The sequence below is a fragment of the Caballeronia temeraria genome (assembly GCF_001544795.2).
GTDB lineage: Bacteria > Pseudomonadota > Gammaproteobacteria > Burkholderiales > Burkholderiaceae > Caballeronia > Caballeronia temeraria.
Window position 1 is genome coordinate 13025 of the sequence record NZ_FCOI02000032.1, and the last position, 23265, is coordinate 36289.

A 23265-nucleotide genomic window follows, 5' to 3' on the forward strand; every position below is an offset into this window, starting at 1 on the left:
TCTTAGGGCGCTGGTTCAGCACGAAAGAGTTTCGGCACAGCGCTCCGCGCTGCCGTTGGGTCGGCAAGGGAAACCAACGGGTGGCAGATGCAGTGAGATGGAAGTATTAGTAGAGAAGCTCATGCGTCCCCGATGCACCGGTCGGCCGCGAAGCGGGCCGGAGCCATTTCGTGCTGAACCAGTGTGTTGTGCGTCGCGATGTGACAGACCGTGCGCGAGCCAAGCCCGGCTGGGCCTTTGAGGGCGACACTTAGGCGAGTGCCACCGAGGACGAGAGAACTACCCAAATTGCGTGTGACCGCGGGCGTATCGAGCTGCTTTCTTTGGTTACTTTCTTTGCAGCAGCAAAGAAAGTGACTGCCGCCCCGCATAGGGGCAGTGCTAATAGACCGACGCGAATTCAGGATTCCACAAAAGCCCAATCCCCCGACCCGACGACGAACCCTCAGTGAATTTCATCCGCTCTCTGACCCTGCGTCAGTTGCAAATCTTCGTGATAGCGAGCCGCTGTCCGAGCTTCGCCCGCGCGGCGGAAGAATTGCACCTGACGCAGCCAGCGGTATCGATGCAAATCCGGCAACTGGAAGACGCGATAGGCCTGCCGCTTTTTGAACGAGTCGCCCGACGCCTCTCGCTAACGGAGGCCGGCGAAAGGCTTTCACACCACGCAACCCGCATACTAGGCGAGATAAAAGACGCCGAAGACGCGATGATGTCGCTCACACAAGCTGACAGCGGTTCGATAGCGGTAAGCATCGTCAGCTCGGCGACATACTTCGCACCCAAGCTTCTCGCGCTCTACAGGCAGCAGTATCCGAAAGTCGATGTGCACTTCTCCGTAGGAAACCGCGAAACGCTTCTGCGTCTCTTGCAGGACAATGCAACCGATCTGGCCATCATGGGGCGGCCGCCGCCCGAACTCGGGACGACAGCCGAACCGCTCGCCTATCATCCGCACGTGATCGTCGCGCCGCTCTCGCATCCGTTGCGTCATGCAAAGCGATTCGACTTGCAGGAACTCGCGAATGATACATTCCTCCTGCGCGAGCCCGGCTCGGGCACGCGCGCGGTCGCCGAGCACGTCTTCCGGCAAAACCTCTTCGTGCCCGCGCACAGCGTCACGCTCGGCAGCAACGAAACCATCAAGCAGGCGGTGATGGCAGGCATGGGCGTGAGTCTCATCTCACTGCATACACTGTCGCTGGAGTTGCGCACCGGCGAGATCGCCGTGCTCGACGTCAACGGCACGCCCGTCGAACGAACCTGGCAACTCGTGCATTCGCGCTCGAAACAACTTTCGCCGACGTGTCTCGCATTCCGCCGTTTCCTCCTCGAAAACGCAGAGCCGTTCCTGGAGCGCGAATACGCACAGTTCGGCTTGCGCCGCCCCAGGCGTCTCGCAGAGACAAGCGACGTCCGATGAACATTGCATCGGCCTGGCGTCATGTCGTGTTCTTCATACTTATCGCGTGCGCCACCATCGCGCGTAGCGAGACTGCATTGCCGGTCACGCAAATCGCACCGGGCAATTACGCCCATCGCGGCCACGACGAAGTCGCGACACGCGAGAACGGCGGCGATATCGCGAACGTCGGCTTTATCGTCGGAACGCGCTGCGTCGCCGTGATCGACACAGGCGGCACGCTCGCGGAAGGCCGGGCGTTGCGCGCCGCAATACGCGCCGTGACGACGCTGCCGGTTTGCTATGTCATCAACACGCACATGCATCCGGATCATATCTTCGGCAATGCTGCATTCAAGGACGATCATCCGCAATTCGTCGGCAGCACGAAGCTGGCACAAGCGGAAGCCTCGCGCGCGGACAACTATATGCGCGCGCTGAATCGCGAACTGGGCAGCGCAGCGGCGGGCAGCGAGATCATCATGCCGACGAAGACAATCGACGGCACAGGCACGATCGATCTCGGCGGGCGCACGGTCACTTTGCGTACATGGAAAACCGCGCATACCAACAACGATTTGACGGTATACGATGAGAAGAGCGGCACGTTGTGGACTGGCGATCTGTTATTTGTGCGCTGCATTCCCGTAGTCGATGGCAGCGTGCTCGGCTGGCTCGACGATATCGCGCGCATTCGCCAGATGAATCCGCGTCATGTCGTGCCGGGACACGGTCCGCTCGATCCGCCGTGGCATCAATCGCTCGATGCCGAAGAGCGCTATCTCGCCGATCTGGCGCGCGATGTGCGTGCGGCCATCAAGCGAGGGGAAACGATCCGGCAAGCCGTCGATAACATCGGTCTCGACGAGAAAGACAAGTGGCTTCTCTTCGATAACTATCACCGTCGCAATGTGACGGCCGCGTATGCGGAGCTCGAGTGGGAGCAGTAGTGCAGCACTGGAGGGACATCATGAATACAGCATGGTCCGGCAATCGCGTGATGACGATCGCGAGTCTCGCAGCCGCGGCGCTCGCGCCCTATGCCGCGCAGGCGGCGCAGCCCGACGACGATCCCGACAAAGTCGCGCGCTGGGTCGATTTCAGGGAAGGCACGTTCAAGGGCCGCACGATCGACACGCACGCCGATGCCGTCATCAAGCTCGACGCACCCGCGCGCGCAGCGGATGCCGCCGTTGTGCCGATTGCGATCAACGCGCAATTTCCGCAGACGCCCTCGCATTACATCAGGAAGGTCTATCTTTTCATCGACGAAAATCCCGAGCCTTATGCGGGATCGTTCGAGTTCACGCCGGAATCGGGACTCGCGACGATCGAAACACGCGTGCGCGTGGAGGACTACACATTCATGCGCGTAGTCGCCGAGACTAACGACGGCAAGCTCTATAGCGCGGTCCGCTTCGTGAAGGCATCGGGCGGCTGTTCGGCACCGGCCGACAAGGACGAAGACGCCGCCGAGCGCGCGGCGGGACAAGTCAAGCTTCAGGCCGAAGGACAGCCCGTGACGGGCAAGCCCGAGCTCGCGCAATTGATGGTGCGTCACCCGAATCGAACCGGCATGGCGATGAATCAGGTCACGCGAAATTACGCGTCGGCGTATTTCATTCGCAAGATCTCGGTCACGTATGCGGATAAGCCGGTGATGACCGCGAACGTCAATTTCTCGATCAGCGAGAACCCGAACTTCCGCTTCTATTTCGTGCCGAGCGGCAGTGGCGAACTGAAGGCGTACATCGAGGATACGAAGAACAAGCATTGGGACGGCGCCGTGGCGGTCACCGCGCAGCCGGGCGGCGCGCAAACATCGGCGATGAAATGACGGTGCGCAGTTTGCGAGCGCTCGTTTGCACGCTGCTTCTTGCTGCAAGCGCGCTCGCGCATGCGGCGATGAGCGGCATGCCCGCACCCGTCGCGATCGCCCCGGGCGTGTACGCGTTCATCGGCGACAGCGATGCCGTCGCGCCCGCGAATCATGGCATCGTCGCGAACAATGGCTTTATCGTCGGACAAGATGGCGTGACGGTGGTCGACACGGGATCATCGTATCGCTATGGCCGCGCGATGATCGAAGCGATCCGCAAGGTCACGCCGTTGCCGGTGAAGCTCGTCATCATCACGCATCAGGCACCCGAGTTCGTGTTCGGCGCGGCTGCCTTTCGCGACGACGATGTACCGATCCTCGCGCACGCACGCGCGGCGCAATTGATTCGCGAACGCTGTTCGATTTGCCTCGCGAATCTGCGTAAGACGCTCGGCGAAGACGAGATGGCCGGCTCGCGCGTCACCGTGCCCGATCAAACGGTGAACGGCACGACGGAGATCGACAGCGGCGGGCGCAAGCTGCAACTGCTGCACTTCGGCCCCGCCAGCACGCCCGGCGACCTCGCCGTGCTCGACACACAAACCGGCGTGCTATTCGCGGGCGGACTCGTCTCGAACGGACGCATACCCGAGTTGCGGAACGAACAGATTTCCGGCTGGCTCGCCGCGCTGGAGAACTTGCGCGGTCTCGATCTGAAAACGGTCATACCCGGCTTCGGCGCGCCCTTGCACGGAAGCGACGACATCATGCAGACGGGCGTATATCTGCGGGCGCTCGAGGCAGCGGTGAAGCGCGCATACGCGAGCGGCATCGGTCTTACCGAGGCGATGCACACCGTGCAGGTGCCCGCGTTCAAACACGACAAGCTCTATGCGATCGCGCAGCCACAGAACGTGCAGCGCATCTGGCTTCAACTGGAAAAGCAATAACGCATCGAGACGATGTTCCTTCAAACGCCGTACAACCACCAGGAGACACGACGATGGCCCAGCTCGTAGCGCTGTACAAGAATCCGTCCGATCCGAAGGCATTCGACGACTACTATGCTTCGACTCACGCGCCGCTCGCGAAGACGCTGCCGGGCTTGCGCCGCTATGAGATCAGCACCGGGCCGATCGTGGCGGCGTCGGGGGACTCGCCGTATTACCTCGTCGCGCTGCTGCAATTCGATTCGCTCGAAGCCATCCAGACCGCGCTCAATTCGGCCGAAGGCCAGAAGACCGCCGGCGATCTCGCCAATTTCGCGCAAGCCGGCGTCGAACTACTGATGTTCGATTCGAAACAAGCCTGACCGACCTCCACGCCTTCGGAGATGCGCGTGCGTCTCCGAACAGCCTCTGCTTTCCTCAGTTCATTCCCTTCCAGCGCAAGACCCGCATCGTCGAATGGAGATGCTGCGCGGTTTTGTATCTATCGATATATAATCCGTTATGTATCGACCGATATAAAACATTCGTTCGTCAACTCAATGGAGCGGGATCATGGCGCGACCGCGCAATTTCGACGAGGACAGCGTGCTCGATGCCGTTGCCGACGCGTTCTGGACGCACGGCTACGACGGCACCTCCACGCGCGACCTCGTTCAGTACACGGGCCTCACGCAGCCGAGCCTCTATAACGCGTTCGGCGACAAACGCGCGCTCTTTCTGCGCGCGCTCGACCACTATCTCGAACACACGTTGCGCGAGCGCATTTACCGGCTCGAATCGTCGATGACGCCCGATCGCGCCATCACCGCGTTCTTTCGCGAGATCGTCGAGCGTTCGGTATCCGACGAGCATCGGCGCGGCTGCATGCTCGTCAATGCGGCGCTTGGCGCGTCGCCGGAGGACGAAGAGTTTCGAGTGCTCATCGCCGAGGAGATGTCGCTGATACGCGCGTTTTTCGAGCGCTGCATGAAGGCGGGCTTGAAGAGCGGCGATATCGAGCGCGTGATGCCGGCCGATGCTGCCGCCACCGGCCTGCTCGCCGTGCTGCTCGGGCTGCGCGTGCTCGCGCGCGTGGACCCGAAGCCCGCGTTGCTGAGTGGCGCCGTCGCACCGACGCTGGCAATGCTGAAGCTGCCGCCGCTCGGCCTCGACGTCGGCAAGCGCTAACGCCCATCGCATTCTTTCACGTCACGTGTCCGGCCGCGTGCAACCGCACTGGCCGTGGGAGTCGTCATCATGTCGGATCAAACGGTATCGGCTATTCGTGCCGATCAACACACTTCACTCGATTCGCGCACCTTCTTCGCGATGCTCGCGGGCTTCTGCGCAAGCCTCGTCGCGATCGGCCTTGCACGCTTCGCCTACACGCCGCTGATCCCGCCGCTGATCGAGGCGCACTGGTTCACGTCGTCGCAAGCCGTAACGCTCGGCGCAGCGAATTTCGCGGGCTATTTCGCGGGTGCGCTGTTCGGCCGCTCGATTGCCAACGTGCTCACGAATCGTCACGCGTTGCGCCTTCTCATGGCGATGGCAACGGCGGCGTTCTTCGCGTGCGCGTTTCCGCTTTCTATCGCGTGGTTCTTCGCGTGGCGCTTTCTCTCGGGATTGTCGGGCGGCGCGATCATGGTGCTCGTCGCGACGACGATCCTGCCGCACGTTCCGCCCGCGCGTCGCGGCTTCGCGAGCGGGATGATCTTCGTCGGACTGGGCTTCGGCATTGCGGCATCGGGCACGCTGATTCCGAAGCTGCTGCATCACGGTCTGCACGCTACTTGGATAGGCCTCGGCGTCTTTTCACTCGTGCTGACTGCGATCGCATGGTTCGGCTGGCCTGCATCGAATCCTTCCGCCGTCGCAACGCAAGGCGCCGGGACACATTCGAATGCGCAAGGCGGCACACGTCTGCGACTGCTGTACGCGCAATACGCGGCGAATGCGCTCGGCCTCGTGCCGGTGATGATTCTGCTCGTTGACTGCATCGCGCGCGGTTATGGACGGGGCGCGGAAGTGGGCGCGAGCTATTGGGTGCTGTATGGCGTCGCGGCGATTTCTGGTCCGCTCATTTGCGGCAATGCGGGCGATCGCATCGGCTTCGGCATGGCGTATCGCTTTGCGCTGTTCGTGCAGGCAGGCGCAGCGGCGTTGCTGGCTTTATCGGCGAATGCGTATGTGATCGGCGTCGCGACGGTCGCGCTCGGCATCTTGACGACGGGCATCGTGCCGCTCGCACTCGGTCGCGTGCATGAACTCTTGCCGCACGATCACACCGAGCAGCGGGCGGCATGGAGCAGGGCGACATCGGCATTTGCGTTGTGCCAGGCGCTCGCGGGATATGGCTATTCGTTCCTGTTTTCGCACACGCATAACAACTATGCGTTGATCTTTGCGTGCGGCGCGTTCGCGCTGGCCGTCGCGTTCGTCGCGGATCTCGTGGTGAATCGCACGCAAGCGCCGATCTAATCGATGCGGCCGGAGGACGAATCGCCGGATTCGACTTCCGGATCGGCCACGCTCAAGTCCTCGCGCCGATGATTGATCACGAGGAACACGCTCATCAACACGAGGAACGCAACGACGAGCATTGCGGCATTGATAAAGACGCGCTCATAGCCGAGTTCGGCGACATTGATGAACGGATAGGGATAGAAATCGGATAAACGTCCGCGCCATAGCGTGATGCAGAGATAAGACAGCGGATAGACGAGCCAGAGCGCGCACCGTCGCAATGAGAGATGAAAGCGCGGCACGAACAAAAACCAGTACAAAGCCGCGAGCGCAGGAACGACGGTATGCAGCGCTTCGTTGACGAGCGCGCGATAGCCCGATGGCGTCCATAGATAACGCAGCAACGCGTTATACGCAATTCCGACGAACACGATATACACGACGACTGCCGTCACGACGGTCGGTCTGCGAAAGAAGCACGCGACGGGAAACTGCGCGCGCGTGGCGACGCACGTGAAGCAGAAGGCGGTCAGCAGCACGGTCAGATTCGTCAGATAGCTGCTCATGCGCGCGAGGCCGTCGATGACGGTGAAGCCGCGATTCACGAGCCGCGCGACGGTGATGTCCGTCTGCGCGGCGAACGCGAGCCACGCGATCATCGCGATGGCTGCGGCAAGCGCGAGCGATGCGGTGCTCGGCGTGTGAAGCGGCAAGTCGGGTTGTTGGCGGTGGGGTTTGCTGGATGGCTTTGGCATTACGCCATTTTACGTGCCGGCAAGCTTCACCACCGCATCCCGCAAAGCCGTCCGCAGCCCTTCCTCGACCACCGGATGATAGAACGGCATCCGCAACATCTCATCGACTGTGAGCTTCATCTGCAGCGCCCATGCAAGCAAATGCGCGATATGCTCGGCATCCGGTCCGATCCATTCCGCGCCGACAAAGCGGCGGCTCGCGCGATCGACATACACATGCATCAGCCCGCGATTCCTGAGCATCACGCGGCTGCGGCCCTGATCTTCGAAACTCACTTCGCCCGCCACGAACGATGCCGGCGTCAAATCGACGTAGCGCGCACCGACCATCGCGATGCCCGGATCGGTGAACGCAATCGCGATCGGCGCACGACGTTCGAGCGCTGCAACGTCCGGATAGCGCGCCGCATTCGTGCCAGCGGCGCGGCCTTCATCGGCGGCTTCATGAAGCAGGGGCAGCACGCCGTTCGCATCGCCCGCGATGAACACCGGATGCGCGCCCGCCTGCAAGGTCAGCGGATCGTAGACGGGCAAGCCATCTTCATCGAGTGCGAGCGATGTGTTGCTCAAACCAAGCCCGCCGACGTTAGGCTTGCGCCCCGTCGCCACGAGCACGTAATCGAACGTGTCTTCGACCAGCTCGCCCGAACTCGACACATAACGCAAACGCACTTCATCGCCTTCACGCACGGCGGCCTGCACCTGCGCGCTCGGCTCGAAGCGAAACGCTTCGCTGAACACGTGCCCTGCATAGTCGCGCACATCGGGATCGCTCAATGGCCCGACACGCCCCCGCGCGCCGAGCAAGGACACGCGCACGCCGAGCCGCGCCAGCGCCTGACCGAGTTCGAGGCCGATGACGCCCGCGCCGATCACCGCGACGCGCTTCGGCAAGTCGTCCCACGCGAAGACATCGTCGTTGATGATGGCGCGATCGCCTAACGCGCGATACATCGCCGGCATGACCGGACTCGATCCTGTCGCGATGACGATGCTCTTCGCCCGCACCTTCGTATGCTCGCCCACTTGCAGCACGTTATCGTCGATGAAGCGCGCGTAGCCGGTCAACTTGTCCGCGTCGGGCATCGCATCGACGCCCGCGACGACGAAGCCCACGAAGCGATCGCGTTCGCGCTTCACGCGCGCCATCACCTCGCGTCCGTCGATGCGCACCGCGCCGTCGATATGCACGCCGAACGCCGCCGCGTGCGTCGCGTGATGCGCCGCTTCGGCCGCCGCGATCAGCAGCTTCGACGGCATACAGCCGACGCGCGCACACGTCGTTCCGTGCGCGCCGCCTTCGATGAGAATCGCCGAAGCACCTGCCGCCTTCGCCGCGCGATACGCGGAAAGTCCCGCACTGCCCGCGCCGATAATGGCGACGTCCGTATGGATCGTGTTCATGATGAAGTCCCGAATGGTTGCTGCATTTGCGGATCATCATGAGGCGCGACGTCGAAAAGGTGAATGCTCGTTCGGATCGATTTTCCACTCGATCGTCTCAACCGCCGACGCCTCGAAGGCATGTAGTCATCTAGACGTCTCATGCGCGTCACTCTCTCGTCATGTTCGCTTCCTAGAATCTCCCCAACGTTTCAGCGCGCCGTTTGAGCGCGCCCATCGAGGGAAGCTATGGACGCAATTCGCATCGAGCGTCTCACCAAGACGTTCAGGAACGGCCGCAAGGCGCTCGACTCCGTCGATCTGCGCGTGGAAGAGGGCGAAATGGTCGCGCTCATCGGCGCATCGGGATCGGGAAAGTCGACGCTGTTGCGGCATATCGCCGGCTTTACGGCATCCGACCCCGCGCCGTCGCACGTCACGCTGCTCGGCCGGCCGATTCAGCAGAACGGCAAGATCGTGCGCGAAGTGCGTTCGATTCGCCGCGACGTCGCCTTCGTGTTTCAGCAGTTCAATCTCGTCGGACGTCTTTCCGTGCTGACTAACGTGCTCATCGGCGCGTTGTCGCGCGTGTCGTTGTGGCGCAGGCTCGCGGGGCGTTTTCCGCGCGGCGAACGTTCGCTCGCGATGGATTCGCTCACCGCGATGGGCATCGGCGAACACGCGTTCGAACGCGCGAGCAATCTGTCGGGCGGTCAGCAGCAACGCGCGGCACTGGCCCGTGCGCTCGTGCAGCGCGCGCGCATCGTGCTCGCCGACGAGCCGATCGCATCGCTCGATCCCGAGTCCGCGCGCCGCGTGATGGAGCTGATGCAGACGCTCAACCGCGAGCGCAAGCTGACGGTCGTCGTGTCGCTGCATCAGATCGATGTCGCGATGAAGTACTGCCCGCGCACCGTCGCGCTGCGCGATGGCCGCGTCGTTTTCGATGGCGCGAGCGAGCGCCTCACGCCCGACATGCTGCACAAGTTATACGGTTCGTCCGCGGATGAACTGCTGACTCATTCCATCGCGCAGGCCCGATACGACGCACCGGCGTTCGCCGCCTCCTGACTCATCGCTCAACATCAACCCTGGATCGCATCATGAAAACATTCCTGGCCGGCGCCGCGCTCGCGTCTTTCCTGCTGACGCAGTCCGTTCTTGCCGAGACGATCAACTTCGGCATCATCTCGACGGATTCGTCCGCGGCGCTCAAGCAGCGCTGGCAGCCGCTCATCGACGATCTGAACAAACAGACCGGTCTCGACGTGAAGGCGTATTTTGCGACCGATTACGCGGGCATCATCGAAGCGATGCGCTTCAACAAGGTGCAGATCGGCTTCTTCGGCAATGCATCGGCGATCGAAGCGGTGGATCGCTCCAACGGCGAAGTCTTCGCGAAGGTGAAGTACAGGAACGGCGAAGCGGGCTATTACTCGCTGCTCATCACGAACACGAACAGCAAGTGGAAGTCGCTCGATCAGGTGCTGAAGAACACGAAGGACATCAACCTCGGTTTCGGCGATCCGAACTCGACGTCGGGCACGCTCGTGCCTTCGTACTATCTCTTCGCGAAGAACGGCATCAACGCGAAGTCGGCGCTCAAGAGCGTGCTGCCGTCGAGCCATGAAGCGAACATGCTCGCGGTCGTGAACGACAAGATCGACGTCGCGACCAACAACACCGACATGCTCGACACCATCAAGACGCAGCATCCGGAGTTGTATCCGAAGGTGCGCGTGCTGTGGAAGTCGCCGCTGATTCCGTCGGACCCGCTCGTGTGGCGTCGCGATCTGCCGCAAGCAACGAAGGACAAGCTGCGCAATTTCTTCGATCACTACGCGGAAAAAGACCCGCGCGAGCAGGCCGTGATGACGTCGATTTCGGGCTATTCGGGATTCGCGGATTCGTCGAATGCGCAACTCGTGCCGATCCGCCAGATGGCGCTCTTCCAGAAGAAGCAGCAAGTGCAGAACGACACGCATCTCGATGACGCCGACAAGAAAGCGCAGATCGCCGCGCTCGATCAGAAGATCGCCGCGCTCGACACCACGGCGGCGAAGTAAGTGAAGCCGCTCGACGTAACCACGTTCGAGGCCGGCATCGTCCGGCCCGTGCAGGCGAGCGCGCCCAAACGCAGCTGGACGTCGACGCTCGGCTGGATCGTCGTCATCGCGGTGCTGGGTCTGTCATGGAAGAGCGCGGACATGCGCCCGCTCGATCTGCTCGGCGCATCGGGCAACATGAGTCAGTTCGCGCGCGACTTCTTTCCACCCGACTTCACCGAATGGCGCACGTATGCGCATGAAATGATCGTGACGCTCGCGGTCGCGGTATGGGGCACGGCGCTCGCTTTGATCTGCGCGGTGCCGTGCGGACTGCTCTCGGCGCAGAACATCGCGCCGGTGTGGATCTCGCAACCCGTGCGCCGTTTGATGGACGCGTGCCGCGCGATCAACGAGATGGTCTTCGCGATGTTGTTCATCGTCGCGGTCGGACTGGGGCCTTTCGCGGGCGTGCTCGCGCTGTGGGTGCATACGACGGGCGTGCTCGCGAAGCTCTTCGCCGAAGCGGTCGAAGCCGTCGATTCGAGGTCGGCCGAAGGCGTGCGTGCGACCGGCGCGAGCAGTCTCGATGAGATCGTCTACGGCGTGCTGCCGCAAGTGCTGCCGCTATGGATCTCGTTCGCACTGTATCGCTTCGAGTCGAATGTGCGCTCCGCGATGGTCGTCGGCATGGTCGGCGCGGGCGGCATCGGCGTCGTGCTGTACGAAGCGATTCGCTCGTTTAACTATGCGCAGACATCGGCGGTGATGTTGATCGTTATCGTGATCGTGTCGCTGATCGATCTCGTTTCGGGCTGGGTGCGCGAGCGCGTGATCTGAACCACGCTGACGCTATGTGCTTTCGATGCCGAGCGCCGCAATCAGGCGCTCGCGTCGTTCCAGCGCCTGCAGCGAGCGTTTGCCGAGATGGGCGGCGACGAGATTGAGCAGACCCTCGCAGAACACGAAATAAGCGCCGATGCTGTTGCTGAAGAAGCTGCTCTCGTGCGGAACGAGAAACGCATGACGCGCGGGCGGCACGAGCGGCGACGCGAGCGTATCGGTGATCGCGATGACGGTGCAGCCCGCTTCCTTTGCGGCGAGCGCTGCATCGACGACGCTGCGCGTATACGGCGCGACGCTCGCAACGATGACCACATCGCCGCGCTGCAACTGCGCCAGCCCTTCGGCGACGCCGAGACCGTGCGCGTCGAGCAGCGCGACATCGGTGCGGATCATGCCGAGGCCGTAGCAAAGGAAACTCGCGAGCGCGCTGAACTGGCGCAGGCCGTGCACGCGCACGCGCTTCGCATCGGCGAGCAGGCGCGCGGCGCCGCGCAAATCGGCGGGCGATAACTGCGCGATGAAGCCTTCGACATTGCCGATCGATTCGCGCGCGAGCTTCACGACCATGTCGACTTCGGGCGCGGCGTTTCGCGCACGCGTCTTGCGGCTCGCGACGATGCGCTCCGCCTGCTCGCTATAGAAGTGCCGATGACGTTGCGCGAGGCTATCGCGGAACACGCTCTGAAAATCGGCGAATCCGGCATAGCCGAGCCTCGTCGACAGACGCGTGAGCGTGGATGCATTCACATCGAGCGATGCCGCGAGTTCGGTGATCGTGCGCACCGCGACTTCCTCGGGACGCTCGAGCAGCTTCGCGAGCACGGTGTGCGCCTTGCCGCCGAGCGAAACGTCGGCTTCGTCGCGTCCGATGCGTATCGCGAGCTCGCGCAAGCCGTCGACATTGCGCGGCGGCATCTGCATAGCGGTTTCAGTCGCGCTCTCTTTGCCTGTGTCCATTGATCATCCGGTAGCGGGCGGGTTGTCCGGGGTGTTCGTGAACCGCCCATTCGATGTGAGACGCATGAATGGCGATGTCGGCGGTGGCGAGCGTGTTCTCGTGATCGGGATCGTCCGGCTGCGTGCGATGAATCGGCAGCGCGGCGTCGCCACGATCGGCGAGGATCGCGATCGGATCGATCTCGTCATTCGATGCGACCAGCGCATCGCCGCGTGTCTGCCGATGTCGCGACGAATCGGTGATGACCTGCGCGTAGCTCTGCATCGCGGGATGAATCGCGTGATTCGCATGCAACGATGGCGTCGCGACTTCGACGACAGAACAGGCGTGCGCACTGAATTCGACGCTCAACAACGCCGGGCTCTTGCACGCGCCCAGCGTCAGATGAAAGCCGCCCGCGCGCGGGTTGTCCCGCACGATCGACACCGCTTCGTCGATATCTCCGGCATCGAGCAACGCACGCGTCATTACCATGCGCGGCACGCCAGCGACGATTTCACGCTGACGCAGGTTGTTCACGGTGATCGCGAGGCCGTTGTCCGTTACGGCGAACGTGTGGCCCGGCAGCGAGCCGGGATAGACGAATGCCGCGAAGCCGGTTCCACCGTCGATAGTGCATTGCGCGATCGCGCACTCTCCCGCGAAGCAGGGAAGGCCGTCCTCGTTATGGCTGATGCGGCGCATCTGCGCGCCGGGAAGCTGCACGGTGGTGCAGCCATCGGGTGACATCGCCCAGAGATCGCCGCGGCAGTTCCACAGGAAGACGTCTTCGAAGGGCAGACGCAAGCCCGCAGCGAGACCGTGAAGCTCGTTCCACACGCGCGGGAAGCGCTCGCGCACGAGCGCGGCCATCGCGCGGGATGGCTCGCTGCCGCGCCATTGCATGACCGTCGCCCATGCGTGCGTGTTCAATAAGTGCGTGTGAACGGCGTTGGCGCCGAATCGGCCGAGTGCTTCGCCCGCCTCGCGCGGCGAGCCGGAAATGTCGATAAAGCCAAGTGCTGCCATGAAGATGAGTCGCGTAATTGCAAGTGGATTTGCGTCGATTATATCAACGCAAATCGGCTTGCAATCAGCGCAGGGACACCTTAAGCGCGGCTCACGAGCGCGAGTAGATCGAGGAATTGCGTGCCGGCGTCGGCGAGCATGCCCGAATTGTCGATCTTCACAACATGCGCATGCGAAGGCAGTTCGAACGCCGGGCGGCGCGCGAGACGCGCCTCGATCTGCCGCGCGTCTTCGCGTCCGCGACGCGCGAGGCGGGCGGCCAGCACGGAGGGCGTGGCATCAATATGCACGAAGTGCGCGTGCGGATAACGCGCGAGCGCGAGTTCCGCGTGCTGCCGCGAGCCGTTCACGACGACGGGCCTGCCGCGCGCGAGCCACGCATCCAGCTCGATGCCGATGCCATAGCGCAGCCCGAGACTCTCCCAATGCATCGCGAAGAGGCCGTACGACAGCCGCGAAACGAATTCATCAGGCGAAAGGGCGATATGGTTCTCGCCGTCCGCGACCGCGCGCGTGATATAGCGATGCGCGAACAGCACCTCCGCGCCGATGCGTTCGCGCGCGAAGCCGAGCAGCGAGTCCTTGCCCGCGCCCGACGGCCCCATCACGTAGATCAGTTTCGTGCTGTCCACTTCCTTCATGCCACGTCCTGTGCGTTGTTGAACGGCAGGCGCTGCCACAGCGTGAACGGCGCGCCCGGTTGCGGTTCGATGAAAAGCGCGGCGCCGTGCACCGGCAACGCGCCGAGCGCGTCGATGCGCTGTGTCCATTCCGATACGATCGATGCGCGCGCGTTCGCGTCGTTGAGCGAATCGGAAAGCGTCATATGGAAGCGATATTCGTCCATGACATACGGATAGCCCCATTCGCGCAGCAGTTCGATTTGCCGCGCGCTCATGCCATCGACGATGCGCCGCTCGATGCTTTCCCGCGAGGGCATCATACGCAACGCCGCGAGTGCGTTCAGTGCGCTTGCGGCCAGTGCGCGAAGGGTCGCATCGTCGTTTTCCAAGGCGGGCCGCAGCGCGACGAAACGGCCGATTTCCGCGGCTTTCACCGGCATCTCGAAGCGCGGCACCGAGCCGGCCCATGCGCGCGCGCATGCAAGCACATCGGACAACTCGACGCCCGGCGCCATCTGGAACGGCGCGACGAGCGTCGCGTGCCAGCCGTAACGGCGCGGCGCGTGCGTCACGGCATGCGCGGGCGTCGCGCTTTCCCGTCCGTTCTCGGGATCGCGGCCGAGCCAATCGCACCCTTCGCGCCACCATGCGGACGACGCGGGCGGCGCGTAATACAGCGCCACGCGCGGATGGGCGGCGCCGCTCATAGATCGTGCTCGACCATCAGTTGCACGCGATCCGCCGCGAAATGCGTGATGCCGTACTTGATCGGCACGCCGTCTTCGTCGACATCGACGTTCTCGACCCACAGCACCGGCTGCTGCCGATTGATCTGCAAGCGCCGCGCCACGTCCGACGAGGGCAGCACGCTGCCGATGCGGCTCCATTTGCGCATGTAATCCTTTACGCCGAACTGTTCGAGCGCCGCGCTGACGCCGCCCGCCGCTTCGATGGCGGTAGGCAGTTCGTTGAAGCGCGCGGCCGGATACCAGTTGCGCGCGTAGGTCATCGGAATGCCGTCGGAGTCGTGGCGCGTTTCGATCTGATAGACGAGCGTGCCCGCGCGCACGCCGAGCGCCTTCGCGACCGTCGGATCGGCCTTCACGCGCTCAGACGTGAGCACGACGCCCGCCGACGTATGCTTCTGGCGGCGCAGATTCTCGGTAAAGCGCGTGCGCCGGCCGATCTGATAGTCGATCGCGCCCGGCTGCACGAACGTGCCGCGCCCCTGCTCGACGCTGACGAGGCCGGTCGCGGCGAGCCGCAGCATCGCGCGGCGTACCGTATGACGGTTGACGTCGAAGCGCTTGGCCAGCTCCGCCTCGCTGGGCAGGCGTCCTTCGTCGCCGAAGCTTTTCGCGGCGATCTCGGCGGCCAGGATCTGCTCGATCTGCCGCCAGACCGCGACCCCCGCGCCGCGCTCGACGGCAACGCCAGGCGCGGCATTTTCATTGGATGTCATTGCGCTGTCATTCCTGTCGGTTTGAATATCGTTCTCTCGGATTGTAGTGCGCAACTCGTGATGGAAATGTGAAAGCCTCACTACATGACTAAACGTCTAGACGACTAGATCAGACAACGAGTAGCATGACGACGACCGAATCCTTCCAGACAAAGGGAAAGCGATGAGTACTTCAATGGAGCCGCGCGAAGCACGAGGCCGCCGCGAGTGGATGGCGGTGCTTGCGCGCACGCCGCGCGACGCGCTGCAACACGCGCTGGACGCCGCGCTCGACGGCGCGAAGGTGCCCGACTACGAGTGGCTGCGCGCGCCGGACATCGGGCTTGCGATGGTGCGCGCGCGCATCGGCGGCACGGGCGATGCGTTCAATCTCGGCGAAACGACCGTCACGCGGGCCACGCTGCGTCTGCGCACCGGCGACGGCAGCGCGCCGGTCGGCGTCGCGGTGCACATGGGCCGCGACAAGGAACGCGCGACGCTCGCCGCGCTCGTCGACGCGCTGTTGCAGATGCCGCGTTTCGCGGACACGTTGCAGGCGCGGCTGGTCGAGCCGCTGGCTGCGCGCATCGCCGATGAAAGGCGTCGCAAAGAGGCCGAAGCGGCCGCGACGAAGGTCGAATTCTTCACGATGGTGAGAGGCGAATGATGCGGATCGACATGACCACGCTCGTGCCCGGCTTCAACGACACGGTGCACGACGCACAGCGCGTCTTTCGCGCCTTGCTCGACGCGTTGTCGCGCCCGGGCAGCATCGTCGCGATCGACGCCGCGCTGCCGAATAACCACGCAATGCGCGACGGGCTCGCCGGACGCGTGCCGCTCGCGGCCTTCGCGTCGCTGCTGGCGCTGACGGATTATTCGACGCCGGTCTTCATCGAACGCGAAGACAACGTGCTCGGCGACGCGCTGCGTTTCCATGCGAGCGCGCCACTGACCCGCGATCGCCGCGAGGCCGCGTTCGTCTATATCGACGATGCGCGCACCATGCCTTCGCTCGATGCGTTCTCGCACGGCGAGCCCGAATCGCCCGAGCATGCCGCGACGCTCTTCATTCGCGTGCCGTCGCTGACCGAAGGCGAGCCGCTCGTGTGGCGCGGTCCCGGCATCGCGCAATCGCGCAGCGTGGCCATCGCGGGATTGTCGCGCGAGTTCTGGCGGCAGCGCGCGGCGCTCACCGCGCTCTTTCCTTGCGGCATCGATTGCTACTTCGTCGCGGGCAGCGCGCTCGTCGGCCTGCCGCGCACGACGCATGTGGAGGTGAACTGATGTACGTCGCGGTCAAAGGCGGCGAACGCGCCATCGAACGTTCATGGGATGTGCTCGCGAAGAAGCGTCGCGGCGATGTCTCCGTGCCCGAGTTGTCGGTCGCGCAGATTCGCGAGCAGATGCGGCTCGCCGTCGCGCGCGTGATGACCGAAGGCTCCGTCTACGACGAAGACCTTGCCGCGCTCGCGATCAAGCAGGCTGCCGGCGATCTCGTCGAAGCCATCTTTCTGTTGCGTGCGTATCGCACGACATTGCCGCGCTTCGGCTACACGCTGCCGATCGACACGGAAGCAATGTGCGTCGAGCGCCGCATTTCGGCGGCCTTCAAGGACATTCCCGGCGGTCAGATGCTGGGCGGCACGTACGATTACACGCAACGTCTGCTCGATTTCACGTTGCTCGCCGAAGGTCAGCAAGCCAGCGATGCAACGATCGAAGCGAAAGCGCTGGATGCGAGTGCGATGCCCCGCGTGCTGTCCATGCTCGACAAGGAAGGTCTGATCGAGCAGGAACGCGCGCACGAAAATGCGCCGGAACCAGGCGATCTCTCGCGCGAGCCGCTGTCCTTTCCCGCCGATCGTTCGACGCGTCTGCAAAACCTCGCGCGCGGCGACGAAGGCTTTCTGCTCGCGGTCGGCTACGCGACGCAGCGCGGCTATGCGCACAGTCATCCGTTCGCGGGCGAGATCCGTCACGGCGAAGTGGCGGTGGAAATATGGGTCGATGAACTGGGCTTTGCCGTCGAGATCGGCGATATCGACATCACCGAGTGTCAGATGATCAACCAGTTCGCGGGCAGCGGCGATGTGCCGCCGACGTTCACGCAAGGCTACGGTCTCGCATTCGGCCATTCGGAGCGCAAGGCGATGGCGATGGCGCTCGTGGATCGCGCGTTGCGTGCGGAAGAACTGGGCGAGTCCGTCGGCTCGCCCACGCAGGACCCCGAATTCGTGCTGTATCACAGCGATAACGTGGAAGCGTCCGGTTTCGTGCAGCATCTGAAATTGCCGCATTACGTCGATTTTCAATCCGAGCTGGAATTGCTGCGCCGTTTGCGCGCCGCGCACGGCCCGGACGACAACCAGGAGAATGCGGCATGAACGCACTCACCGAAGGCTATAACTTCGCGTATCTCGACGAGCAGACCAAGCGCATGATCCGCCGCGCGCTGCTCAAGGCCGTCGCGGTGCCGGGCTATCAGGTGCCGTTCGCATCGCGCGAAATGCCGTTGCCGTATGGATGGGGCACGGGCGGTTTGCAGGTGACCTCGGCCATCATCGGCGAAAGCGATACGCTGAAGGTCATCGATCAAGGCTCCGACGAGACGACGAACGCGGTGAACATCCGCCGCTTCTTCGCGCGCACGGCGGGCGTCGCGACCACCACGCGCACCGCCGATGCGAGCATCGTGCAGACGCGTCACCGCATTCCGGAGACGCCGCTGACGGACAAGCAGATCATCGTCTATCAGGTGCCGATGCCCGAGCCGCTGTTCCACCTCGAACCGCGCGTGACGGAATGCAAGAAGCTGCACGCGCTCGCGGACTATGGCCTCATCAACGTCAAATACTATGAGGATATCGTGCAGCACGGCAGCATCGCGACGACCTACGATTATCCGGTGCTGGTGAACGACCGCTATCTGACGTCGCCCTCGCCGATCCCGAAGTTCGACAATCCGAAGATGCACATGAACCCCGCGTTGCAGCTCTTCGGCGCGGGCCGCGAGCGGCGCATCTACGCCATTCCGCCTTATACGAAGGTGAAGAGCCTGGATTTCGAGGACCATCCGTTCAGCGTGCAGAAGTGGGAGCATGCGTGCGCATTGTGCGGCTCGCATGAAAGCTTCCTCGACGAAATGATCGTCGACGATCAGGGCACGCGCATGTTCGTCTGCTCCGACAGCGATTACTGCCATAGCCGTCGCGACGACGAAGAGGTGACGCAATGAACGCACTCCTGAAAGCGACGCGCCTCACGAAGCGCTACGACGGCCGCGGCGGCTGCGTCGATGTCGATCTCGATGTCCATCCGGGCGAAGTGCTGTGCATCGTCGGGGAATCGGGATCGGGCAAATCGACCTTGCTGAACGCGCTCGCATTGCGCAGCGAGATCGATGGCGGCGCGCTCACCTACACGACGCGCGAAGGCGAAGCGCTCGATCTGCTGACGCTCGCCGAGCTGCGCAAGCGCCTCCTGTCGCGCACCGAATGGGGCTTCGTGCATCAGAACGCGCGCGATGGCTTGCGCCGCAATGTATCGGCGGGCGCGAACATCGGTGAACCGCTGATGGCGATCGGCGCGCGTCATTATGGCCGTCTGCGTGAAACGGCCGCCGACTGGATGAGCCGCGTCGAACTGGATGCGGCGCGCATCGACGAATTGCCTTCGGCGTTTTCGGGCGGCATGCAACAGCGTCTGCAGGTCGCGCGTAATCTGGTGACGGGTCCGCGTCTCGTGTTCATGGATGAACCCACCGCCGGCCTCGATGTCTCCGTGCAGGCGCGTCTGCTCGATCTGCTGCGCACGCTCACGAGCAAGCTGCATCTCGCGGCGGTGATCGTCACGCACGATATCGGCGTGGCGCGGCTGCTCGCGCATCGGCTGATGGTGATGAAGGACGGGCGCGTCGTCGAAAGCGGCCTCACGGATCAGGTGCTCGACGATCCGCAACATCCTTATACGCAGACGCTCGTCGCGTCCGTGTTGCCCGTTTGAGGTTCGACCGATGACCCACGATTCCTTTATCACCAACGACAAGCTGATGCTGCAGGCACGCGGCATCGAAAAGACTTTCACGCTGCATCAGCAAGGCGGCGCGCGTATCGCTGCGCTGTCGGGCGTATCGCTCGATGTGGAGCGCGGCGAATGCGTCGTGCTCGCGGGCGCATCGGGCGCGGGCAAGAGCACGTTTCTGCGCTGCATGTACGGCAACTATCTCGCGACGCGCGGCAGCATCGCGATTCGCGACGACAGCAAGCCATCGCGCCATACGATGCTGACCGAAGCCGCGCCGCACGACATCATCCGCCTGCGCAACACGACGATGGGCTACGTGAGCCAGTTCCTGCGCGCGATCCCGCGTGTGTCGTCGCTCGATCTCGTCGCGGAGCCGCTCGTCTCGCGCGGTGTCGATGAAGACGAAGCGCGCGAACGCGCGAGCGCGTTGCTCGAACGCCTGAACGTGCCGCGCCGTTTGTGGACGCTCGCGCCCGCGACGTTCTCGGGCGGCGAGCAGCAGCGCGTGAATATCGCGCGCGGTCTGATCGCGGCGCATCCGCTGTTGCTGCTCGATGAACCCACCGCGTCGCTCGATGCCGGGAACCGCGACGTGGTCGCCGATCTGATCGTCGAGGCGCGCGAGAAGGGCGCGGCGATCGTCGGCATCTTTCACGACGAAGACACGCGCGAGCGCGTCGCGACGCGCATCGTGCGGCTCGCATCGACCGCCGCCGCCACTCATCAAACCGATTCCGGAGTGTTGCAGACATGCTGATCAAGAATGCGCGCATCGTGACGCGCGACGAGGATTTCGTGGGCACCGTGCGTGTCGAGGACGGACGCATCGAAGAGATCGCGCCGGGCAACACCGCCGCGCGCGAGGCGCTCGACTGGGACGGCGATTATCTGCTGCCCGGTTTCGTCGAGCTGCATACGGACAACATCGAGAAGCATCTCGCGCCGCGTCCCGGCGTGCTGTGGAATCACGAAGCGGCGATCATCGTGCATGACGCGCAGGTGGCGTCGGCGGGCATCACGACCGTGTTCGATGCGCTCGGCGTGGGTTCGCGTCCCGAAGACGGCGTGCGCGGCCGCGAGCTTCAGGTGCAGTGCGCGAAGTCGATCGGCAAGTTCGTCGCGCGCGATCTCTTGCGCGCCGATCACTTCCTGCATCTGCGCTGCGAAGTAGGGACGACGGATGTTGTCGAGGTGTTCGATTCGCTGTCGTCCGATCCGCTTTTCAGGCTCGCGTCGGTGATGGATCACACGCCGGGCCAGCGTCAGTGGCAGGACCACGAGAAGTGGCGCAAGTATCAGGAGCGTCACGGCAAGTGGAGCGACGAGCACGCGAACAAGATTCTCGCCGAGCTCGCGGATCATCAGGCACGTTACGCGGCGAAGCATCGCGCGGAAATCGTCGCGCGTTGCAAGAGCTTGAACATCTCACTCGCGAGCCACGACGACACGCTCGTCGAGCACGTGGAGGAAGCGGCGCGCGACGGCATCGCGCTCGCCGAATTTCCGACGACGCTCGAAGCGGCGCGCGCGGCGCGCGAGCACGGCATCGCGACGATCATGGGGGCGCCGAACGTGGTGCGCGGCGGCTCGCATTCAGGCAACGTGTCCGCGCTCGAACTGGCGCGCGAAGGGCTGCTCGATATCCTGTCGTCGGACTATGTGCCGTCGAGTCTGCTGATCGCGGTGTTCGATCTCGTCGCGAAGGCGGGCTGGTCCTTGCCGCGCGCGGTGGCGACCGTATCGTGGGCGCCCGCGCACGCGGCGGGTCTCGCGGACCGCGGCGCGATCGCCACGGGTCTGCGCGCGGACTTCGTGCGCGTCGCCTCGGTCGACGGCGTGCAGGTGCCGCGCGAGACGTATCGCGCGGGACGGCGCGTCGCCTGACGCTCCACGCTTCATTCCCGACTCCCGCCCGACAGCCACACGTCAGCGCTTCGTCATACACGGGTAAGCCCGCGTTGACGAAGCGCAAACTTCTTAAGTACCCTCACTCGCGTGTTCGCTATGTGAATCGGTGTTCGTCTGTCGAACTTTTCTGCCGATTCGCATGTATTTCGACCGAGGTCCGCGGCTCGCACGACAACAACAAGAACGGCGGCGGGACGCGATTTCAGTTCCGGGATGCGCCTTGCCAGGCGCGCGCCCATCATTGAAAAGGGAATGAAGTGAGTAGAAGTCCTGCCGTGAACGTACAGACGTTCATCAACGAGCATCCGTTCTCGCCGTTTCAGTGGCTCATCTTCGGGATGTGCTTCGTCATCGTCCTGCTCGACGGTTTCGATACCGCCGCGATCGGCTTCATCGCGCCTTCGCTCGTGGCCGAATGGCATATCAGCCGTCCGGCGCTCGCCCCCGTCCTGAGCGCCGCGCTCTTCGGCCTCGCCGCGGGCGCGCTCTTGTCCGGCCCGCTCTCGGACAAACTCGGCCGCCGCGCGATGCTGCTCTCGTCGGTGCTGATCTTCGGCGTCGCGTGTCTCGCATCGGCGTTCTCGGCCGACATCACGCAACTGACGACGCTGCGCTTCATTACCGGCCTGGGTCTTGGCGCCGCGATGCCAAACGCCGTCACGATGATGAGCGAGTTCTGCCCCGACAACCGCCGCGCCACGCTCATCAATCTGATGTTCTGCGGCTTTCCGCTCGGCGCGGCATTCGGCGGCTTTCTCGCGGCCTGGATGATTCCGCAGTTCGGCTGGCGCAGCGTGCTGATGCTCGGCGGCATCGCGCCGCTCGTGCTCTCGGTGCTGCTGATCGCGACGCTGCCGGAATCGGTGCGCTATATGGTGGCGAAGTCGAAGCCCGTCGAGAAGATTCGCGCGACGCTCGCGCGCCTCTCGTCGGACGCCATGAACGCCAGCTCGTTCTTCATGACCGAAGTCGCGCCCGCCGCGGCTGGACAAAGCGGCATGAGCGTGGTGCTGTCGCGCTCGTATATCGTCGGCTCGGTGATGCTGTGGCTCACGTATTTCATGGGCCTCGTGATCTTCTATGCGTCGATCAACTGGATGCCGATCCTGCTCAAGGAATCCGGCCTCACGCCGCAAAAGGCGACGCTCATTTCCGCGCTGTTCCCGCTCGGCGGCGTCGGCGCGGTGCTGTGCGGCGTGCTGATGGACAAGTTCAACGCGAACCGCATCATCGCGGCGTGCTATGCGCTGACCGCCGTGAGCGTGTATCTGATCGGCCAGGCGGCGGGCAACGTCGGCATGCTGGTGCTGGTCGTGTTCCTCGCGGGCGTGCTGATGAACACCGCGCAATCGTCGATGCCCGCGCTCGCCGCGGCGTTCTATCCGACGCAAGGGCGCGGCACAGGCGTCGCGTGGATGCTGGGCATCGGGCGCTTCGGCGGCATCGCGGGATCGTTTCTCGTCGCCGAACTGACGCGTCGGCACTTCACCTTCGGCGGCATCTTCGCGACGATCGCGGTGGCGGGCATCGTCTCGGCCGTTGCGCTGCTCATCAAGCAGGCCGCGCATCCGCAAACGGCGATGGCAAGCGACCTCAAGGCCACGGAGCCGGTCGGACATTGAACGGTTGACGGCTGCACAAAGCGCCCCGCGCGAC

25 protein-coding genes are annotated in these 23265 nt (G+C 63.7%); 18 read left to right on the forward strand and 7 right to left on the reverse strand.

Translation table 11 applies throughout. The features are described from left to right. Positions 1 to 448 precede the first annotated feature (448 nt). The 7 genes from AWB76_RS31250 (at position 449) to AWB76_RS31280 (ending at position 6631) form a co-directional block, all read left to right on the forward strand. On the forward strand, positions 449 to 1423 hold the full coding sequence (locus tag AWB76_RS31250) for a LysR family transcriptional regulator (protein ID WP_061163976.1): 975 nt from the start codon (positions 449 to 451) through the stop codon (positions 1421 to 1423). Continuing rightward, on the forward strand, positions 1420 to 2352 hold the full coding sequence (locus AWB76_RS31255) for a quinoprotein relay system zinc metallohydrolase 2 (RefSeq protein WP_061163977.1): 933 nt from the start codon (positions 1420 to 1422) through the stop codon (positions 2350 to 2352). The genes AWB76_RS31250 and AWB76_RS31255 overlap by 4 nt, the downstream gene beginning before the upstream one ends. A 20-nt stretch (positions 2353 to 2372) precedes the next feature. Beyond that, positions 2373 to 3239 (forward strand): quinoprotein dehydrogenase-associated SoxYZ-like carrier, encoded by an 867-nt coding sequence (locus tag AWB76_RS31260; protein WP_082864572.1) that lies wholly within the window; start codon positions 2373 to 2375, stop codon positions 3237 to 3239. After that, positions 3236 to 4171 (forward strand): MBL fold metallo-hydrolase, encoded by a 936-nt coding sequence (locus AWB76_RS31265; RefSeq protein ID WP_061163979.1) that lies wholly within the window; start codon positions 3236 to 3238, stop codon positions 4169 to 4171. The genes AWB76_RS31260 and AWB76_RS31265 overlap by 4 nt, the downstream gene beginning before the upstream one ends. 53 nt (positions 4172 to 4224) lie before the next feature. Continuing rightward, a complete protein-coding gene (locus AWB76_RS31270) occupies positions 4225 to 4533 on the forward strand; it encodes an EthD family reductase (RefSeq protein WP_061163980.1) in 309 nt (102 codons plus the stop codon). Between the two features lie 190 nt (positions 4534 to 4723). Next, the gene (locus AWB76_RS31275) at positions 4724 to 5338 is read left to right on the forward strand and encodes a TetR/AcrR family transcriptional regulator (RefSeq protein ID WP_061163981.1); all 615 of its coding nucleotides are present in this window, start codon (positions 4724 to 4726) and stop codon (positions 5336 to 5338) included. Positions 5339 to 5407: 69 nt separating this feature from the next. Further along, on the forward strand, positions 5408 to 6631 hold the full coding sequence (locus AWB76_RS31280) for a YbfB/YjiJ family MFS transporter (RefSeq protein WP_061164041.1): 1224 nt from the start codon (positions 5408 to 5410) through the stop codon (positions 6629 to 6631). Here AWB76_RS31280 and AWB76_RS31285 read toward each other — a convergent pair. Together AWB76_RS31285 and AWB76_RS31290 are read right to left on the reverse strand one after the other, a co-directional pair. Further along, positions 6628 to 7371 (reverse strand): Pr6Pr family membrane protein, encoded by a 744-nt coding sequence (locus tag AWB76_RS31285; RefSeq protein ID WP_061163982.1) that lies wholly within the window; start codon positions 7369 to 7371, stop codon positions 6628 to 6630. The genes AWB76_RS31280 and AWB76_RS31285 overlap by 4 nt on opposite strands. 9 nt (positions 7372 to 7380) lie before the next feature. Then, positions 7381 to 8775: a dihydrolipoyl dehydrogenase gene (locus tag AWB76_RS31290; RefSeq protein ID WP_061163983.1), complete on the reverse strand. Its 1395-nt coding sequence runs from the start codon at positions 8773 to 8775 to the stop codon at positions 7381 to 7383. Between the two features lie 228 nt (positions 8776 to 9003). Here AWB76_RS31290 and phnC point away from each other — a divergent pair, with 228 nt between their 5' ends. From phnC to phnE, 3 genes are read left to right on the forward strand one after another with little or no spacing between them, the layout of a single operon-like run. Next, complete coding sequence (gene phnC / locus AWB76_RS31295) at positions 9004 to 9825, forward strand: phosphonate ABC transporter ATP-binding protein (RefSeq protein WP_061163984.1); 822 nt, start codon at positions 9004 to 9006, stop codon at positions 9823 to 9825. Positions 9826 to 9857: 32 nt separating this feature from the next. Next, a complete protein-coding gene (gene phnD, locus AWB76_RS31300) occupies positions 9858 to 10820 on the forward strand; it encodes a phosphonate ABC transporter substrate-binding protein (RefSeq protein ID WP_061163985.1) in 963 nt (320 codons plus the stop codon). A 48-nt stretch (positions 10821 to 10868) separates the two neighbouring features. Next, positions 10869 to 11639, forward strand: a complete 771-nt coding sequence (gene phnE, locus AWB76_RS31305; protein ID WP_374729960.1) for a phosphonate ABC transporter, permease protein PhnE — start codon at positions 10869 to 10871, stop codon at positions 11637 to 11639. A 12-nt stretch (positions 11640 to 11651) separates the two neighbouring features. Here phnE and AWB76_RS31310 read toward each other — a convergent pair whose 3' ends face one another. The 5 genes from AWB76_RS31310 to phnF form a co-directional block, all read right to left on the reverse strand. Continuing rightward, positions 11652 to 12602 carry a MurR/RpiR family transcriptional regulator gene (locus AWB76_RS31310; RefSeq protein ID WP_061163987.1) on the reverse strand — a complete coding sequence of 317 codons (951 nt, stop codon included), beginning with the start codon at positions 12600 to 12602 and terminating at the stop codon, positions 11652 to 11654. Next, a complete protein-coding gene (locus AWB76_RS31315; protein WP_061163988.1) occupies positions 12574 to 13611 on the reverse strand; it encodes a C45 family autoproteolytic acyltransferase/hydrolase in 1038 nt (345 codons plus the stop codon). The genes AWB76_RS31310 and AWB76_RS31315 overlap by 29 nt, the downstream gene beginning before the upstream one ends. A gap of 80 nt (positions 13612 to 13691) precedes the next feature. After that, on the reverse strand, positions 13692 to 14252 hold the full coding sequence (gene phnN / locus AWB76_RS31320; protein WP_061163989.1) for a phosphonate metabolism protein/1,5-bisphosphokinase (PRPP-forming) PhnN: 561 nt from the start codon (positions 14250 to 14252) through the stop codon (positions 13692 to 13694). Further along, a complete protein-coding gene (locus AWB76_RS31325; RefSeq protein ID WP_061163990.1) occupies positions 14249 to 14941 on the reverse strand; it encodes a DUF1045 domain-containing protein in 693 nt (230 codons plus the stop codon). The genes phnN and AWB76_RS31325 overlap by 4 nt, the downstream gene beginning before the upstream one ends. Next, the gene (phnF, locus tag AWB76_RS31330; RefSeq protein ID WP_061163991.1) at positions 14938 to 15696 is read right to left on the reverse strand and encodes a phosphonate metabolism transcriptional regulator PhnF; all 759 of its coding nucleotides are present in this window, start codon (positions 15694 to 15696) and stop codon (positions 14938 to 14940) included. Before phnF ends, AWB76_RS31325 begins: the two co-directional genes overlap by 4 nt. 163 nt (positions 15697 to 15859) lie before the next feature. Here phnF and phnG point away from each other — a divergent pair, with 163 nt between their 5' ends. From phnG to AWB76_RS31370, 8 genes are all read left to right on the forward strand, one after another. Continuing rightward, the gene (gene phnG / locus AWB76_RS31335; RefSeq protein ID WP_061163992.1) at positions 15860 to 16342 is read left to right on the forward strand and encodes a phosphonate C-P lyase system protein PhnG; all 483 of its coding nucleotides are present in this window, start codon (positions 15860 to 15862) and stop codon (positions 16340 to 16342) included. After that, the gene (gene phnH, locus AWB76_RS31340) at positions 16339 to 16962 is read left to right on the forward strand and encodes a phosphonate C-P lyase system protein PhnH (protein WP_061163993.1); all 624 of its coding nucleotides are present in this window, start codon (positions 16339 to 16341) and stop codon (positions 16960 to 16962) included. Before phnG ends, phnH begins: the two co-directional genes overlap by 4 nt. Then, the gene (locus AWB76_RS31345; RefSeq protein ID WP_061163994.1) at positions 16962 to 18062 is read left to right on the forward strand and encodes a carbon-phosphorus lyase complex subunit; all 1101 of its coding nucleotides are present in this window, start codon (positions 16962 to 16964) and stop codon (positions 18060 to 18062) included. The genes phnH and AWB76_RS31345 overlap by 1 nt, the downstream gene beginning before the upstream one ends. Next, positions 18059 to 18913, forward strand: coding sequence for an alpha-D-ribose 1-methylphosphonate 5-phosphate C-P-lyase PhnJ (locus tag AWB76_RS31350; protein ID WP_061163995.1), 855 nt, complete (start codon positions 18059 to 18061; stop codon positions 18911 to 18913). Before AWB76_RS31345 ends, AWB76_RS31350 begins: the two co-directional genes overlap by 4 nt. Further along, positions 18910 to 19680, forward strand: a complete 771-nt coding sequence (phnK, locus tag AWB76_RS31355; RefSeq protein ID WP_061163996.1) for a phosphonate C-P lyase system protein PhnK — start codon at positions 18910 to 18912, stop codon at positions 19678 to 19680. Before AWB76_RS31350 ends, phnK begins: the two co-directional genes overlap by 4 nt. A 10-nt stretch (positions 19681 to 19690) precedes the next feature. Beyond that, a complete protein-coding gene (gene phnL, locus AWB76_RS31360; RefSeq protein WP_061163997.1) occupies positions 19691 to 20458 on the forward strand; it encodes a phosphonate C-P lyase system protein PhnL in 768 nt (255 codons plus the stop codon). Next, complete coding sequence (locus AWB76_RS31365; RefSeq protein ID WP_061163998.1) at positions 20452 to 21585, forward strand: alpha-D-ribose 1-methylphosphonate 5-triphosphate diphosphatase; 1134 nt, start codon at positions 20452 to 20454, stop codon at positions 21583 to 21585. The genes phnL and AWB76_RS31365 overlap by 7 nt, the downstream gene beginning before the upstream one ends. A 281-nt stretch (positions 21586 to 21866) precedes the next feature. Then, positions 21867 to 23231 (forward strand): MFS transporter, encoded by a 1365-nt coding sequence (locus tag AWB76_RS31370; RefSeq protein ID WP_061163999.1) that lies wholly within the window; start codon positions 21867 to 21869, stop codon positions 23229 to 23231. Positions 23232 to 23265: the final 34 nt, after the last annotated feature.